Origin of the sequence: Allobosea sp. BH3 (genome assembly GCF_025499465.1) — a bacterium.
Classification (GTDB): domain Bacteria; phylum Pseudomonadota; class Alphaproteobacteria; order Rhizobiales; family Beijerinckiaceae; genus Allobosea.
This window is the reverse complement of sequence record NZ_JAIMCA010000006.1, coordinates 560,246-574,978: the sequence shown is the minus strand read 5'-3', so window position 1 is coordinate 574,978 and position 14,733 is coordinate 560,246. Positions and strand designations below refer to the sequence as shown.

Here is a 14,733-nt window from a genome sequence, read left to right as displayed (position 1 = left end):
CACCATCGCCGACATCTCGACGGCGTCTGGCGAGCAGGCCAACGGCATCGACGAGATGAGCCAGGCTGTCGCCCATCTCGACGAGATGACCCAGCAGAACGCGGCGCTGGCCGAGCAGAGCGCGGCCTCGGCGGGCTCGCTGTCGGGCCGCATCGGCCAGCTCAACGACCTCGTCGCGACCTTCCGCACGCGACGCGAAGCAACGAGCGGACGCAGTGTCGCTGCGCCGATGGCAGCCTACGCCGCCCAGGCTCAGCGCGCTCCGGTCGCTCCCGCCCCGGCCAGGCCGCGCGCCAGCACCTCGAACTGGCCGGCCGCCGGCAAGGCCGCCACTCCTGCGGCCGGCGCCTCCGAGCCGGAGCGTCTGCGTCAGCTGGCGGAGGCTGCCTTCGTCCAGTCCAAGGCCGCCCCTGCTCCGCGCAAGGTCGCCAACGGCCGCGCCCATGACGCCGGCTGGGAAGAGTTCTGAGGACGCTCAGCCTGCCTATAGCATCGGACCGAAAAGTGGATTCCACTTTTCGGAAAGATCCGATGCGATAACAATGAGGTAGGTCATCGCGCGTCCGCTAGGACGTGCGATGATCCAAGCGCAGGCCGTGCAACAGCCCCAGCCGCTCGCGCGCCCACCAGCGCTGGAGCATCAGCACGGCGACGACGCCGAGGCCGATGACGAGGCCGATCCAGATGCCGCGCCCCGCGAGCGGCGTCAGGAAGCCGAGGGCGGCCGACAGTGGCAGGCCGACGCCCCAATAGCCGAACAAGGCGAGGAGCATCGGTCGCCGCGCATCGCCGAGCCCGCGCAAGATCAGGGCGCCGGTGATTTGCGCCCCGTCCGCAAGCTGGAACAGCGCGGCATAGAACAGGAAGACGGCGGCAAGCTCGGCCACCGCCTCGGCGCCCGGCCGCGAACTGTCGAGGAAGGGGGCGACCAGCCACTGCGGCACGAAGGCCATGGCAAGCGCCGTCATGGTCATGAAGCTCAAGGCCAGCACCAGCGCCGTCGTCCCGGCGCGCGTTACGCCCGTGCGATCGCCGGCGCCGAAGGCGCGCCCGACGCGCACCGTCCCGGCCTGCCCGATGCCGTAAGGCACCATGAAGGTCAGCGATGCGATCTGGATCGCGATCGCGTGGGCTGCGAGCGAGGTCGCGTCGATCACGCCCATCATGAAGGCTGCACCGTTGAAGATCACCACCTCGAAGGTGGAGGTCAGCCCGATCGGGAAGCCGAGGCGCCAGAAGGAGCGAAAGCGCGGCCAATCCGAAACCCAGATCCGGCCGAATAGCTGGTAGCGCCGGAAGCGCCGGTCGAGCACGACGACGAGCGCGAGCCCGACGAACATCAGCGCCGAGGAGATGGTGGTTGCCAGTCCCGAGCCGGGCAGGCCGAGCGCCGGGAAGCCGAGCCGTCCGAAGATCAAGCACCAGTTCGCGAAGGCGTTGAACGCCACCGCGAACAGCACGACGACGAAGGCCCAGCCCGGCCGCTGCAGTGCCGCCACGAAGCCCCGCAGGCACAGATAGAGGAAGAAGGGCAACAGGCCCCACTGCAGTGTCTGCATATAGGAAGCGGCGGCCTTCGAAAGATGGGGCTGCTGCCCCAGCAGGCCGAGGATGGCTTCCGCGTGCCAGAGGAACAGCCACATCGGTCCCACCATCACGATGGCTGCCCAGAAACCCTGCCGCACGGTGCGCCGCACCTCGCGCACCGCATGCCGGTTCCGGCCGAGTTCGATCGCAATAAGCGGCGAGACGGCGCTCATCACGCCGATCCCGAAGATCAGCGCGGCGTGATAGAGATTGGTGCCCAGCGCGCCGGCCGCCAGCGCGTCCGGTCCGAGTTGGCCCATCATCACCACGTCGGTCGCCGTCATCGCCGTCTGGGCGACATTCGTCAGCACCATTGGCCAGCTCAGCACGAGCATAGCCCGCGCCTCGGCGAGCCAGGAAAGCGACGGCTGGTGCAGCGGCTGTGTGGCATCGGCGTTCGACATGGGGCGCCGCTTCTAGCGCCTATCGCGCTCGCGCGACAGGCATTCGCTGTCAGCTCCCCTGCGGGAGTGGATGCGCCCGGCGCGGGTCGACAAGCGACGCCATGGTCTGCATCTTGCCTGCCGAATGACCGGAGGGCCTGGCCTGTGAGCACCAATCTGAGGATCGACGGCGGGAGGCTGAGCTCCCGGCTGGCAGAGCTGGCGCAGATCGGTGCGACGCCGGAGGGCGGCTGCCGCCGCCTCGCCTTGACCGATGAGGACCGGCAGGGCCGGGACTGGCTCGTCGGGCAGATGCAGGTGCTCGGCCTCGACGTGCGCGTCGATTCCATCGGCAACATCGTCGGCATCCTCAAGGGTCAGCAGGACGGTCCGGCCGTCATCATGGGCTCGCATATCGATACGGTCGGCACCGGCGGGCGCTTTGACGGCGCGCTCGGCGTCGTCGCCGGCGTCGAGGTTCTGGCGGCGTTGCGCGATGCCGGGCTGACGCCCAAGCGCGACATGGCCGTCATCGCCTTCACCAACGAAGAGGGCGCGCGATTCCACCCAGACATGTTCGGCTCCTATGTCTGGGCCGGCGGCATGAGCGTGGAGGACGCCAAGCGCGAGGTCGATCACGAGGGCGCCAGCGTCGGCGCGGAACTGAAGCGCATCGGCTATGACGGGCCGGAGCAGCCGGGCTTCCTCAAGGCTCACAGCTATCTGGAGCTGCATATCGAGCAGGGGCCGATTCTTGAAAGCGAGGGCGGGGGCCTCGGCGCAGTCACCGGCATCCAGGGTATTTGCTGGCTGGAGCTGACTCTCAAGGGCCGGCCGAGCCATGCCGGCACGACGCCCATGGCCTATCGCAAGGACCCCGGCCTTGCGGCGGCGCGCATCAACATCTTCGCCAACGAGCTGACCAAGACGATCCCGTATCAGCTCGCCAATTCGGGCGTCATCCGCGTGCAGCCAGGCAACGTCAACGTCGTGCCCGAGACGGTAGTCATGACGCTGGACCTGCGCAATCCTCACGATCAGCCGCTCGCCGAGGCCGAGGACGCGGTACGCCGCTTCTGCGCCGAGCTTTCGGCCCGGGACGGCATCGAGATCAGCTTCCGCGATCTCGCGCGCTTCCCTGCGACGCCCTTCGCCGAGCCGCTGATCGCCGAGATCGAAAAGAGCGCGGCCGAGTTCGGTCTGCCGATCCGGCGCATGATCTCCGGCGCCGGCCACGACGCGCAGATGATGTCGCGTCTCTGCCCGGTGGCGATGGTGTTCATCCCCTCCATCGGCGGGTTGTCGCACAACCCGGCCGAGTTCAGCACGGACGAGGACATCGCGGCCGGCGCCAATATTCTGCTCAGCACGGCCTGGCGCGTGGCGAACGCCTGAGAGGAACCTGAACGACTATGACGACGATTTCCTTCCTCTCCGCCGCCGAACTCGGCCCGCTCTATGCGGCCAAGAAGCTTTCCCCCGTCGAGGTCGCCAAGGATGCGATGGCCCGCATCGAGCGCGTCGAGCCGGCCGTCAACGCCTTCACCGTGCGCGATGAGGCGATCACGCTGGCGATGGCGGAAGCCTCGCAGGCGCGCTGGCTGAAGGGCGAGGCCATCGGCCCGCTCGACGGCGTGCCGGTCACCATCAAGGACAATATCGGCGTCGCCGGTTGGTCGATGCGCCGTGGCTCGGCCGTCGCGTCCGATGCGCCCTTTGCGTCCGATTCCCCCGCCACGTTGAGGCTGCGCGAAGCCGGTACGGTCTTCCTCGGCAAGACGACGATGCCGGAATATGGCTGGAAGGGCGTCGGCGATTCCCCGGCGACGGGCATCACGCGCAACCCCTGGAAGACCGGCACTGGCCCGGGCGGCTCTTCCTCCGGAGCGGCGGTATGCGCCGCGCTCAATCTCGGCTGCATCCATATCGGTACGGACGGGGCCGGTTCCGTCCGCATTCCGGCCGCCTTCACGGGCGTCGTCGGTCTGAAGCCGAGCTATGGCCGCGTTCCGGCCTGGCCGATCTCGACCATGGGCTTCCTCGCCCATCTCGGCCCGCTGACCCGCACCGTCACCGACACGGCGCTGGCGATGAAGGTGATCGGCCAGCCTGATGCGCGCGACATGACCGCGATGACCGATCGCCCCCCGGATTTCGTCGACGGGCTGAAGGGCGGCGTCCGCGGCCTGCGCATCGCCTGGTCGCCGCGCCTGGGCCAGGATGTTCGCGTCGATCCGGAGATCGCCGCGCTGACGGCCGCCGCGGCGCAGGTCTTCGCCGAATTGGGCGCGACGGTGGAGGAGGTCGATCCCGGCTTCGCCGATCCGATCGAGATATTGATGACGCTTTGGGCATCGGGCGCAGCCCTGGCGCTGCGCAGCACCGGTCCGGCGGATCGGGCGAAGATGGACCCTGGCCTCGTCGCCGTCGCCGAACGGGGGGAGGGCATCCCGGCCTCGACCTATGTCGATGCGCTGCTCAACCAGCGCAATGCGCTCGCGCTGAAGATGGCCGAGTTCCACGAGCGCTTCGACCTGCTGCTGACGCCGACGCTGCCGCTGCCGGCCTTTACCGTCGGTCGCGACACGCCCGAGCATGGCGGCTATGGCGAGGACTGGACGCGCTGGACTCCCTTCACCTACCCCTTCAACATCACCGAGCAACCGGCTGTCTCCGTGCCCTGCGGCCTCACCAAGGCGGGACTGCCGGCCGGGCTCCAGATCGTCGGCGCCTTCGGAAAGGATGCGCTCGTGCTCAGGGCAGCGGCGGCCTTCGAACAGGCCCGCCCCTTCGCCCGTGTCGACGAGCCGCGCGCCTAAAGCCCGCCCGTCTCAGCGCGCGGGCTCGACCAGCCGGAGCAGGTTCTGGCTCGCCACCTTCTCGCGGGCGGCGGGGCTCAGCTGCAGCAGGAAGGACTGGACGCTCGCGAACTTCATCGCGTCGCTGTTCAGCGAGCGCTGGCTGGCATCCGTGCCGATCAGGAAGCGCTCGGGCTTCGCCTCGATGAGTTGAAGCCATTCCGGCCAGACGGATTTGCCGTCGCGCAGGATCGTGTAGTCCGGCGCCCGCGGATGCGATGGCCATGTCCGCGCGCTGAGCTCGTAGTGGAGGTTCGGATGGCGCTCGAGCATCCGCCGGGCCAGGAAGAGCGGAGTGTAGCCGCCATGCGCCCAAATGACAGGCACATCCGGATAGGCGTCCAGCAGGAGCGAGAGCTCCCGCATCCGGGTGATTTCGACATGCACCATGACGGGCAATGCATGCTTGCGGGCAAGCTCGAGAACGCCGCGCATGATCGGGCCCGAGGGATCGTAGTCCGCTTCGGGAAAACCCGGTGAGGGAAAATGAGCGGCGGATATCTCGCCGATTCCCTTGAAGCGTCCCGTCGACAGGAGCTGGTCGAGCGTCGTCAGGACGTTCGAATCCTGCCCGTCCCAGCTTTTTCGATAAGCCCTGCGTTCCGGCGAGATCGAGGCGAACGGGATGAAGCGATCGGGAGTCCGCTGTGCGGCCGCCGCGATCGCCTCATTGTCGCTGTTCCGACCCCAGAAGACGACGGCCCGCGTCGCGCCGAAACGCTCCATCAGCGCGATCTGTATCGCCTCGTCGTTCAGATGAACATGTGCGTCGATAAACGGCACGACTTCTGCGGTCGCCTGCGGCGGGATGGCCGCCTCCATAGGAACAGGGGCGCTGGCGGGCGCCTGGCTCTGCGCGAGGGCGCCGCCGAGCTGCACGAACAGGCAGAACGCAGAGACGGCAGGGACGAATGACGAATAACGCATGGCTACGGCGCGACCGTTGACGTTGCGGCGATATGAGCGCGTGGATCACCGAAGAGCAAGCTCGGCCGGGGGCCAAAATATCACCGGCTGGCACAGAAAAAATCGGTGCTCGGCTTGGCTGAGAGGACGTCAAAAATTCAACGAGCGGGGCAAGCTTAATCTGAATTCGCTCGGGTGTTCGCAATTATCTGGCGTTCGCTAGGTCAACCTTGCTGCTCTCTTGTGATGTGGTGCCGCGGGCGGATTTAAGTTCCGTTTGGCACGGACCCTGCAAGCGGATCGCCCGGCTTCCGCTGGTTGCTGTTGCATGTTGTCAGGTAGGGTTTTTCTGCCCAAATTTACGGCAAGGCAGCCCGGTGAGAGGCTCGCTTCAGGGGAGAGCATTTATGGATCGCAGGACATTTCTGAAATCGGCGACGGGCGCCGGTCTGGTGGCGGCTTCGGGCGGGCTTGCGATGCCGGCGCTGGCGCAGGGCGCGACCAAGACCCTGCGCTTCGTGCCGCAGGCCAACCTCGCCAATTTCGACCCGATCTGGGGCACGCAATACGTCGTCCGCAACGCGGCTCTTCTCGTCTGGGATACCCTTTACGGCGTCAACTCGAAGTTCGAGCCGAAGCGCCAGATGGTCGAGACCGAGGAAGTCTCCGCCGACGGCCTGACCTGGACCTTCAAGCTGCGCTCGGGCCTCAAGTTCCATGATGGCGCCCCGGTCACGTCGAAGGACGTGGTGGCGAGCCTGGTGCGCTGGTCCGCACGCGATCCGATGGGCCTGATGATTCGCGCGATCCAGGTCGAGCTGACGCCCGTGGACGACCTGACCTGGAAGTGGGTGCTGAAGGCGCCCTTCCCGAAGATGATCTTCGCGCTCGCCAAGAACAACGCGCCCTGCACCTTCATCATGCCGGAGCGCATCGCCAAGACCGATCCGTTCCAGCAGATCACCGAGTATGTCGGATCCGGCCCGTTCAAGTTTGCCCGTGCCGAATGGGTGCCCGGCGCCAAGGCCGTCTTCGAGAAGTTCGCCGACTACAAGCCGCGCGACGAGCCCGCAGACTGGATGGCGGGCGGCAAGAAGGTGATGGTCGACCGCCTCGAATGGGTGATCATGCCTGATCCGGCGACGGCCGCCGCCGCCCTGCAGAGCGGCGAGGTTGACTGGTGGGAGACCCCGCTCGCCGACCTCGTGCCCGTGCTCAAGGGCAACAAGGACATCAACGTCGATATCGGCGATCCGCTCGGCAATATCGGCGCCTTCCGCATGAACCACATGCACCCGCCCTTCAACAACGTGAAGGTGCGTCAGGCCGTCGCCACGGCCCTGAACCAGGAAGACTACATGCGCGCCATCGTCGGCGACGACGACAAGCTCTGGAAGGCGCTGCCGGGCTTCTTCACCCCCGGCACCCCCCTCTACACCGAGGAGGGCGGCGACATGTTCAAGAAGAAGAGCGTCGCCGACGCCAAGAAGCTGCTCGCCGAGGCCGGCTACAAGGGCGAGCCCGTGACCTGCGTGGTCGCGCAGGACATGGCCGCCACCAAGTCGATGGGCGATGTCACGGCCGAGCTGCTGAAGAGCATCGGCATGAATGTCGATTTCGTCGCCACCGACTGGGGCACGGTCGGTTCCCGCCGCGCGCAGAAGACGCCTCCGGGCCAGGGTGGCTGGAGCATGTTCCACACCTGGCATGCGGGCGCCGATTGCGTGAACCCGGCGTCCTACACGGCGATCCGCGCCAATGGCGAAAAGGCCTGGTTCGGCTGGCCGGACGTGCCGGGGGTCGAGGAGCAGGTCACGGCCTGGTTCAACGCCAAGGACACGGCCGCCGAGAAGGAAGCTATGGGCAAGCTCAACAAGGCCGCGGTCGAGAACGTCGTCTATGTGCCGACGGGCTTCTATCTCGGCTACCAGGCTTGGCGTAAGAGCGTCTCGGGCGTGACCAGCGGCCCGTTCCCGGTTCTCTGGGGCGTGTCGAAGGCCTGACGCTGCCCCCACACGGAGCCGGCTCATGTCGGCTTCGCCACTTCGCCTCGCTGCGACCCGGCCGAAATCCGGGCCGCAGCTTTCGCATTGCTTTGATCAAGGTCCGACGACTCAATGTTCGCTTTCGTCGTCAGGCGCATCATCACGACCATCCCGGTGATGGCCTTCGTTGCGCTGTTCGTATTTTCGCTGCTCTACATCGCGCCGGGTGACCCCGCGGCGATCATCGCCGGCGACCAGGCTTCGCCCGCCGATGTCGAGCGAATCCGTGCCAGCCTGGGGTTGGACCGGCCGTATCTGGTCCGCTTCGCCGAATGGTCCTTCCGCGTGCTACAGGGCGATCTCGGCACCTCGATCTTCACCTCACTGCCCGTTACGCAGCTGATCGCCCAACGCATCGAGCCCACGGTCTCGCTGATGATACTGACGCTGATCTTCGCGGTGGTCGTCGCCGTGCCGATGGGCGTCATCGCGGCCTGGAAGGCGGGAAGCTGGATCGACAAGGGCGCCATGGCCTTTGCGGTTCTCGGCTTTTCGGTGCCGGTCTTCGTCGTCGGCTACCTGCTTGCCTATCTCTTCGCGCTGAAGCTCGACTGGCTGCCCGTGCAGGGCTACACGCCGATTGCGCAGGGCTTCTGGCCCTGGCTGAAGAACCTCATCCTGCCGGCGATCACGCTCGGTCTCGTCTACATCGCGCTGATCGCCCGCATCACCCGGGCGACCATGCTCGAGGTGCTGCAGCAGGACTATGTCCGCACCGCTCAGGCCAAGGGCGTTTCGCAGAAGGACGTGCTCTTCCTGCACTCGCTCAAGAACGCGGCGGTGCCGATCGTCACCATCGTCGGCATCGGCATCGCGCTGCTGATCGGCGGCGCGGTCGTCACCGAGAGCGTCTTCGCCATCCCCGGCCTCGGCCGGCTCACCGTCGATGCCATCCTGCGCCGTGATTACCCTGTCATCCAGGGCGTCGTGCTGATGTTCAGCCTGGTCTACGTGCTGGTGAACTTGCTGATCGACCTGACCTACACCCTCGTCGACCCGAGGATCCGCTATTGACCTCCCCGTCTTCTATCTCCACTCCGGCCAGCGCCGTGGTTTCCGCCGAGCCGGTCAAGCCGGCTGGCCCGACGAGAGGCGCGCGTTTCCTGCGCTATCTGCGCCGGCATCCCTCCGTCGCCTTCGGCGGCGGGCTGCTCGTCCTGATGGCGCTGATCGGCATCCTCGCTCCGCTGCTCTGGACCGTCGATCCGACCGCGATCTCGCCGGCAAGGCGCACGCGCGTGCCATCCGAACTCTACTGGTTCGGCACCGACATGCTCGGGCGCGATATCTACTCGCGCGTGATCTACGGCGCGCGGGTCTCGCTGCTGGTCGGCTTCAGCGTGGCGGTCCTGTCTTCGATCGTCGGCTTGACCATCGGCCTCTTTGCGGGCTTCATTCGCTGGGCCGACGGCATCATCATGCGCATCATCGACGGCATGATGTCGATCCCGCCCATCCTGCTCGCCATCGCCCTGATGGCGCTGACGCGCGGCTCGATCCAGAACGTCATCATCGCCATCACCGTCGCCGAGATCCCGCGCGTGGCGCGCCTCGTGCGCGGTGTCGCGCTGTCGCTGCGCGAGCAGCCCTATGTCGAGGCCGCGGTCGCCAATGGCGCGCGCGCGCCGCGCATCATCTTCCGCCACATCCTGCCCAACACCTTCGCGCCGATGAGCGTGCAGGCGACCTATATCTGCGCCAGCGCGATGATCGTCGAGGCGATCCTCTCCTTCATCGGTGCCGGCGTGCCGCCGTCGACGCCCTCCTGGGGCAACATCATGGCGGAGGGCAGGGCGCTCTGGCAGGTCAGGCCGCACATCATCCTGTTCCCGGCCATCTTCCTCTCGCTGACCGTGCTGGCTGTGAACCTGCTCGGCGATGGCCTGCGCGACTCGCTCGATCCCCGGCTCGCCAAGAACCTGTGACCGAGCCCAGCCCGTGACCCGCGCCTGCCGGCCCTTGCGCCGGCAGGAGGTCCCGCGGCCGGAGCAACCCCGGCCATGCGTTGCCGGCGCTTGACGCGCCGCCTTCATTCTCGAAGCCTTGCCGCCTGCAAGACGGTCTTCATCCGGAGCTCCAGACGTGACCCGCATTCTCACCGTCGCCGCCGCGCAGCTCGGCCCTATCCAGCGCGACGAAAGCCGGTCTTCGGCCGTCGCCCGCATGATCGAGCTGATGCGCCAGGCCAAGGGGCACGGCGCCGATCTCGTCGTCTTCCCGGAGGCGGCGCTCACCGCCTTCTTCCCGCATTGGTGGATGGAGGACGACAACGAGATCGACAGCTATTTCGAGACGGCGATGCCCTCCAACGAGACCGCGCCGCTCTTCGAGGAGGCCAAGCGCCTCGGTATCGGTTTCCACCTCGGCTATTGCGAGCTGGCGCAGGAAGAGGGCCGCAAGCGCCGCTTCAACACCGCGATCCTCGTCGACAAATCCGGTTCGATCGTCGGCAAGTACCGCAAGATCCATCTGCCGGGCCATTTCGAGCACCGGCCGGCACAGCCCTACCAGAATCTCGAGAAGCATTATTTCGAAACCGGGAATCTGGGCTGGCCGGTCTGGCGGTCGATGGACGCCAACATCGGCATGATGATCTGCAACGATCGCCGCTGGCCTGAGAGCTTCCGCACCATGGGCCTGCAGGACGTCGAGCTCGTCGTGCTCGGCTACAACACGCCCAAGCACAATCCCTGGGCCGCGGAGCATGATCGGCTCGGCAATTTCCACAACCAGCTCGTGATGCAGGCGGGCGCCTACCAGAACGCCACCTGGGTCGTCGGCGTCGCCAAGGCCGGGCTTGAGGCGGGCGTGGACCAGATTGGCGGCTCCTGCATCATCGCGCCCTCCGGCGAAGTGGTGGCGCAGGCCGTCACCGAAGGTGACGAGCTCATCGTCGCCCGCTGCGACCTGGACATGGGCAAGAGCTACAAATCCTCCGTCTTCAACTTCGCCATGCATCGCGAGCCGCAGGCCTATGGCCTCATCGTCGAGCGCAAGGGCGCCGTTTCCCCGGTCTGACCGGATTTTCCAAGGCAACCGGATTTTCAAGGCAAGAGCCATGACCCACGATCTCATCCTCAAGGGCGGACGCGTCATCGACCCGTCCCAGAAGCAGGACGGCGTCCTCGATGTCGCCTTCACCGACGGCAAGGTTTCCGGCTTCGGCAAGGACCTGAAGGGTGCGAAGGAAATCCGGGACGTCTCCGGCTACATCGTCACGCCGGGCCTGATCGATCTGCACACCCATGTCTATTGGGGCGGCACTTCGCTTGGTATCGACGCCGACGAGTTCTGCCGCCTGTCCGGCGTCACTACCTCGGTCGACACCGGCTCGGCCGGCCCGGGCAACTGGGCGGGCTTCCGCAAGCATGTCATCGAGCAGAGCCAGGCGCGCATCCTCGCCTATCTCCACGTCTCCCATGCCGGCATCTACGGCTTCGACCATCGCGTCATGGTCGGCGAGAGCGGGGATCTGCGCCTGATGAACCCGATCGATGCCGTGAAGGTCGCGGACGAGAACCGCGACCTGATCGTCGGCATCAAGGTCCGCGTCGGCCTGCATGCCTCGGGAACCTCGGGCACCGTGCCGCTGAACATTGCGCTGCAGGTCGCCAACGAGGTCGGCATGCCGCTGATGTGCCATATCGACCATCCGCCTCCGTCCTATGAGGAGGTGGTCAACATGCTGCGGCCGGGCGACGTCCTCACCCACGCCTTCCGCCCCTTCCCGAACGCGCCCTGCACCGCTCAAGGCACGGTGAAGCCGGAGGTGCTCGCTGCCCGCAAGCGCGGCGTCATCTTCGACATCGGCCACGGCAAGGGCTCGTTCTCCTTCAAGACCACGCGCGCCATGCTCGCCAACGGCTTCCAGCCGGACGTGATCTCGTCGGACGTCCACAAGCTCTGCATCGACGGCCCGGCCTACGATCAGGTCACCACCATGTCGAAGTTCCTGCTGATGGGCATGAGCCTGAACGATGTCGTCGCGGCTTCGACCGTGAATGCTGCGATGGCCCTCAAGCGCCCCGAATACGGCTCGCTCAAGATCGGATCGCTCGGCGATGCTACGATCCTGACCGTCAAGGAAGGCAAGTTCGACTATGTCGACGTCGTCGGCGAGCACATGATCGGCGACAAGAAGATTGTCTCCGAGGGCGTCGTGCTCAAGGGCAAATGGTGGCACCCGAAGCGGACAAACAAGTTCAAGAAGGTGGCTTGAGCCGCGATGCCCCCCGGAGCGCGCTGGCGCCCGATGGCGCCGGCCGACCTGCCGGCCGTGATGCGGATCGCCGGCCTCGTCCACCCGACCTATCCCGAGGACGAGGCCGTCTTCGCCGAGCGGCTGCGTCTGGCGCCCGCGGGGTGCCATGTGTTGGCCGACGGCGATGGCGGGCTGCTCGGCTATGTCGTCAGCCATCGCTGGCCGCGGGGGGCCGTGCCGAAGCTCAATTCGCTGCTTGGTGAGATCCCGGCCGGCACCACGAACTGGTACATCCACGACCTCGCTTTGCTGCCGCTGGCAAGGCGCGGCGGCGCGGCAGGGGCGATCGCATCCGCCGTTGCCGACCACGCGGCGAGTGCCGGCTGCACGAGCCTGGCGCTCGTGGCGGTCAACGACTCGGCCGGCTTCTGGCGTCGGCATGGGTTTCACGAGGTGCATGACCCCGCCCTTGCCGCAACGCTGGCGAGCTATGACGATGCCGCCCGCTACATGGAACGGGCGGCAGGCTGACGCCGCACCGGATCGAAACGTGACAAACTGGATTGAGGGAGAACACCGATGAGCGCCGAACAGAAGCTGAAGGATCTGGGGCTGGCCCTGCCCACGCTCGCCGCGCCGATGGCGAACTATGTCCGCTTCAAGAAGGTGGGCGACCTCGTCTTCCTCTCCGGACAGGGCCCGCGCAATGCGGACGGCTCGATCCCGAACGGCAAGGTCGGCAAGGAGTTCACGACCGAGCAGGCCTATGAGTTCGCGAAGAACACCGGGCTCGGGCTGCTGGCGGCGATGAAGGAGGCGGCGGGCTCGCTCGACAAGGTCGAGGTGATCAAGCTGCTCGGCATGGTCAATGCCGTGCCGGAATACGGCGATCAGCCCAAGGTCATCAATGGCTGCTCGGACCTGCTCGTCGCGGTGCTCGGCGATAACGGCCGCCATGCCCGCTCGGCTGTCGGCATGGGCTCGCTGCCGGGCAACATGCCGGTCGAGATCGAGGCCATCATCCGGGTGCTCCCGTGAGCGTCACCCCGACCACCTCGCCCGCCATCGACCAGCCGGCGGCGACCCCGCTCGCGGCCGAGATCGCCCGCCGCTACGGCACGCCCGCCGTGGTGATCGACCTCGATAAGGTCGATGCCAACATCGCCCGGCTCCAGGCCGCCTGCGACGCCGCCGGCGTCGCCAACCGCCCGCATATCAAGACGCACAAGTCGCCCGAGCTGGCGCGTCTGCAGGTCGAGGCCGGCGCACGCGGCATCACCTGCCAGAAGCTCGGCGAGGCGGAGGTCATGGCCGATGGCGGCCTCGACGACATCATGATCAGCTACAACATCCTCGGCGAGGAGAAGCTGGGCCGTCTGGGGGCCCTTCAGAGACGCGTGCGCATGATCGTCGCCGCGGACAACCCGGTCACCATCTCGGGCCTGCCGCGCGCCGCCGAGATCGCCGGACGCGATCTGGAGGTCGTCGTCGAATGCGACACCGGCCGCAAGCGTGCTGGCGTCGAGACTCCGGGCGAGGCGGTCGAGCTTGCGAGGATGATCGAGGCTTCGCCCGGCCTGCGCTTTGCCGGCTTCCTGATGTATCCGCCGGAGGATGGCTGGGAGAGGACTCAAGTTTTCCTCGACACCGCCAATGCCGGCCTCGCCGATGCCGGCCTCAGGGCGGACATCATCTCGACCGGCGGCTCGCCGAACATCCCCAACATGGGCAAGCTCAGGGGCTCGACCGAGCATCGCTCGGGCACGTCGATCTTCAACGACCGCATGCAGATGGCGGCCGGCGTCGCGACGCTCGAGGATTGCGCGCTGACGGTCTACGCCTCGGTGGTGAGCCGCGCAGGCCCAGACCGCGGCATCCTCGATTCAGGCTCCAAGACGCTCACCAGCGACAAGGGCAATCTCGACGGCCACGGCTACATCCTCGAATATCCGCGGGCGCGGATAGCACAGTTTGCCGAGGAGCACGGCTTCCTCGACCTGTCGGGTTCGAACGAGCGGCCGGTGGTGGGCGAGGTGGTGCGCGTCGTGCCGAACCATGTCTGCGTCGTCGTCAACATGGTCGACCGGCTCGTCACTGTGCGCGGCGACAAGCTGATCGGAGAGCTGCCCGTCGCGGCGCGCGGCAAGCTGACCTGACCAGCCTTCGGTTCTGCAGACTCTAGTTCTGCAGGATCTTGGAGCCTTTCACCGTCACGGCGCCGGACGCCTTGGCGGTGAAACCTCCGCTGGCCTGGATGGCGATGTCGCGGCCCTTGAGATTGACCGTGCCGTCCTTCTTGAGATCGAGGTCGGCCCCGCCGCTCTTCAGCTCGGCTGCATCCGCAGCATTCAGAGACAGCGTCTTGCCGGCCCGGACGATCATGTCCTTGCTGGCCTTCATCGCCAGCGTCTGACCGCTGGCGATGTCGACGCCGACGGTGGCGTTGACGTTGTAATAGCGCGCTTCCAGCACGATTTCCTGCGCGGCACTGAGCCTGATCTTGTTCCCGGCGGCGATCGTCATCTGCCCGCCGATCGACACGGACATCGCAGACCCGACGCTGATTGTCGTCGCGCCGCCGCTGGTGATCGCCAGGCCGCCCGGCGCGCTGATCGTCACATTGCCTCCCCGGTCGACCTTGATCGCTTGGGTGAGGAGCGCGACCTGCGTTTCGAGCTCCGCGATCCGGCGAAGGAGGCTGTCGGTGTTCGGATCGGCCATGGTGCTCTCCCGTATCGTCCGCCCGGAATACG

General features: G+C 66.7%; 13 protein-coding genes and 1 pseudogene. 11 read left to right on the top strand and 3 right to left on the bottom strand.

Going from position 1 to position 14,733, the window contains the following annotated elements; genetic code table 11:
- Positions 1-469: pseudogene (locus tag BoBH3_RS22360) on the top strand (hypothetical protein); the annotation flags it as partial.
- Positions 470-566: 97 nt separating this feature from the next.
- On the opposite strand, the gene BoBH3_RS22355 reads toward BoBH3_RS22360, so the two are convergent.
- Positions 567-1,991, bottom strand: coding sequence for an MATE family efflux transporter (locus BoBH3_RS22355; RefSeq protein WP_262333060.1), 1,425 nt, complete (start codon positions 1,989-1,991; stop codon positions 567-569).
- Between the two features lie 144 nt (positions 1,992-2,135).
- Between BoBH3_RS22355 and BoBH3_RS22350 the strand changes: the two genes are divergently transcribed.
- Positions 2,136-3,365 (top strand): M20 family metallo-hydrolase, encoded by a 1,230-nt coding sequence (locus tag BoBH3_RS22350; RefSeq protein ID WP_262333059.1) that lies wholly within the window; start codon positions 2,136-2,138, stop codon positions 3,363-3,365.
- Positions 3,366-3,382: 17 nt separating this feature from the next.
- Positions 3,383-4,789, top strand: coding sequence for an amidase (locus BoBH3_RS22345; protein ID WP_262333058.1), 1,407 nt, complete (start codon positions 3,383-3,385; stop codon positions 4,787-4,789).
- A 12-nt stretch (positions 4,790-4,801) separates the two neighbouring features.
- Here BoBH3_RS22345 and BoBH3_RS22340 read toward each other — a convergent pair whose 3' ends face one another.
- Positions 4,802-5,755 carry an amidohydrolase family protein gene (locus BoBH3_RS22340; protein ID WP_262333057.1) on the bottom strand — a complete coding sequence of 318 codons (954 nt, stop codon included), beginning with the start codon at positions 5,753-5,755 and terminating at the stop codon, positions 4,802-4,804.
- Positions 5,756-6,141: 386 nt separating this feature from the next.
- Between BoBH3_RS22340 and BoBH3_RS22335 the strand changes: the two genes are divergently transcribed.
- From BoBH3_RS22335 to BoBH3_RS22300, 8 genes are all read left to right on the top strand, one after another.
- Positions 6,142-7,737, top strand: a complete 1,596-nt coding sequence (locus BoBH3_RS22335; RefSeq protein ID WP_262333056.1) for an ABC transporter substrate-binding protein — start codon at positions 6,142-6,144, stop codon at positions 7,735-7,737.
- 114 nt (positions 7,738-7,851) lie between these two features.
- Complete coding sequence (locus BoBH3_RS22330) at positions 7,852-8,793, top strand: ABC transporter permease (RefSeq protein WP_262333055.1); 942 nt, start codon at positions 7,852-7,854, stop codon at positions 8,791-8,793.
- The gene (locus tag BoBH3_RS22325) at positions 8,790-9,704 is read left to right on the top strand and encodes an ABC transporter permease (protein ID WP_410050634.1); all 915 of its coding nucleotides are present in this window, start codon (positions 8,790-8,792) and stop codon (positions 9,702-9,704) included. Before BoBH3_RS22330 ends, BoBH3_RS22325 begins: the two co-directional genes overlap by 4 nt.
- 157 nt (positions 9,705-9,861) lie before the next feature.
- Positions 9,862-10,797: an N-carbamoyl-D-amino-acid hydrolase gene (locus BoBH3_RS22320; protein ID WP_262333054.1), complete on the top strand. Its 936-nt coding sequence runs from the start codon at positions 9,862-9,864 to the stop codon at positions 10,795-10,797.
- Positions 10,798-10,837: 40 nt separating this feature from the next.
- A complete protein-coding gene (locus BoBH3_RS22315; RefSeq protein WP_262333053.1) occupies positions 10,838-11,998 on the top strand; it encodes an amidohydrolase/deacetylase family metallohydrolase in 1,161 nt (386 codons plus the stop codon).
- 33 nt (positions 11,999-12,031) lie between these two features.
- The gene (locus BoBH3_RS22310; RefSeq protein ID WP_262333052.1) at positions 12,032-12,511 is read left to right on the top strand and encodes a GNAT family N-acetyltransferase; all 480 of its coding nucleotides are present in this window, start codon (positions 12,032-12,034) and stop codon (positions 12,509-12,511) included.
- Between the two features lie 48 nt (positions 12,512-12,559).
- The gene (locus BoBH3_RS22305) at positions 12,560-13,018 is read left to right on the top strand and encodes a RidA family protein (protein ID WP_262333051.1); all 459 of its coding nucleotides are present in this window, start codon (positions 12,560-12,562) and stop codon (positions 13,016-13,018) included.
- Positions 13,015-14,136 carry an alanine racemase gene (locus tag BoBH3_RS22300; protein WP_262333050.1) on the top strand — a complete coding sequence of 374 codons (1,122 nt, stop codon included), beginning with the start codon at positions 13,015-13,017 and terminating at the stop codon, positions 14,134-14,136. Before BoBH3_RS22305 ends, BoBH3_RS22300 begins: the two co-directional genes overlap by 4 nt.
- 22 nt (positions 14,137-14,158) lie before the next feature.
- Here the strand turns inward: BoBH3_RS22300 and BoBH3_RS22295 are convergent, their stop codons facing one another.
- Positions 14,159-14,701: a DUF2345 domain-containing protein gene (locus BoBH3_RS22295; RefSeq protein ID WP_262333049.1), complete on the bottom strand. Its 543-nt coding sequence runs from the start codon at positions 14,699-14,701 to the stop codon at positions 14,159-14,161.
- Between the last annotated feature and the right edge of the window lie 32 nt (positions 14,702-14,733).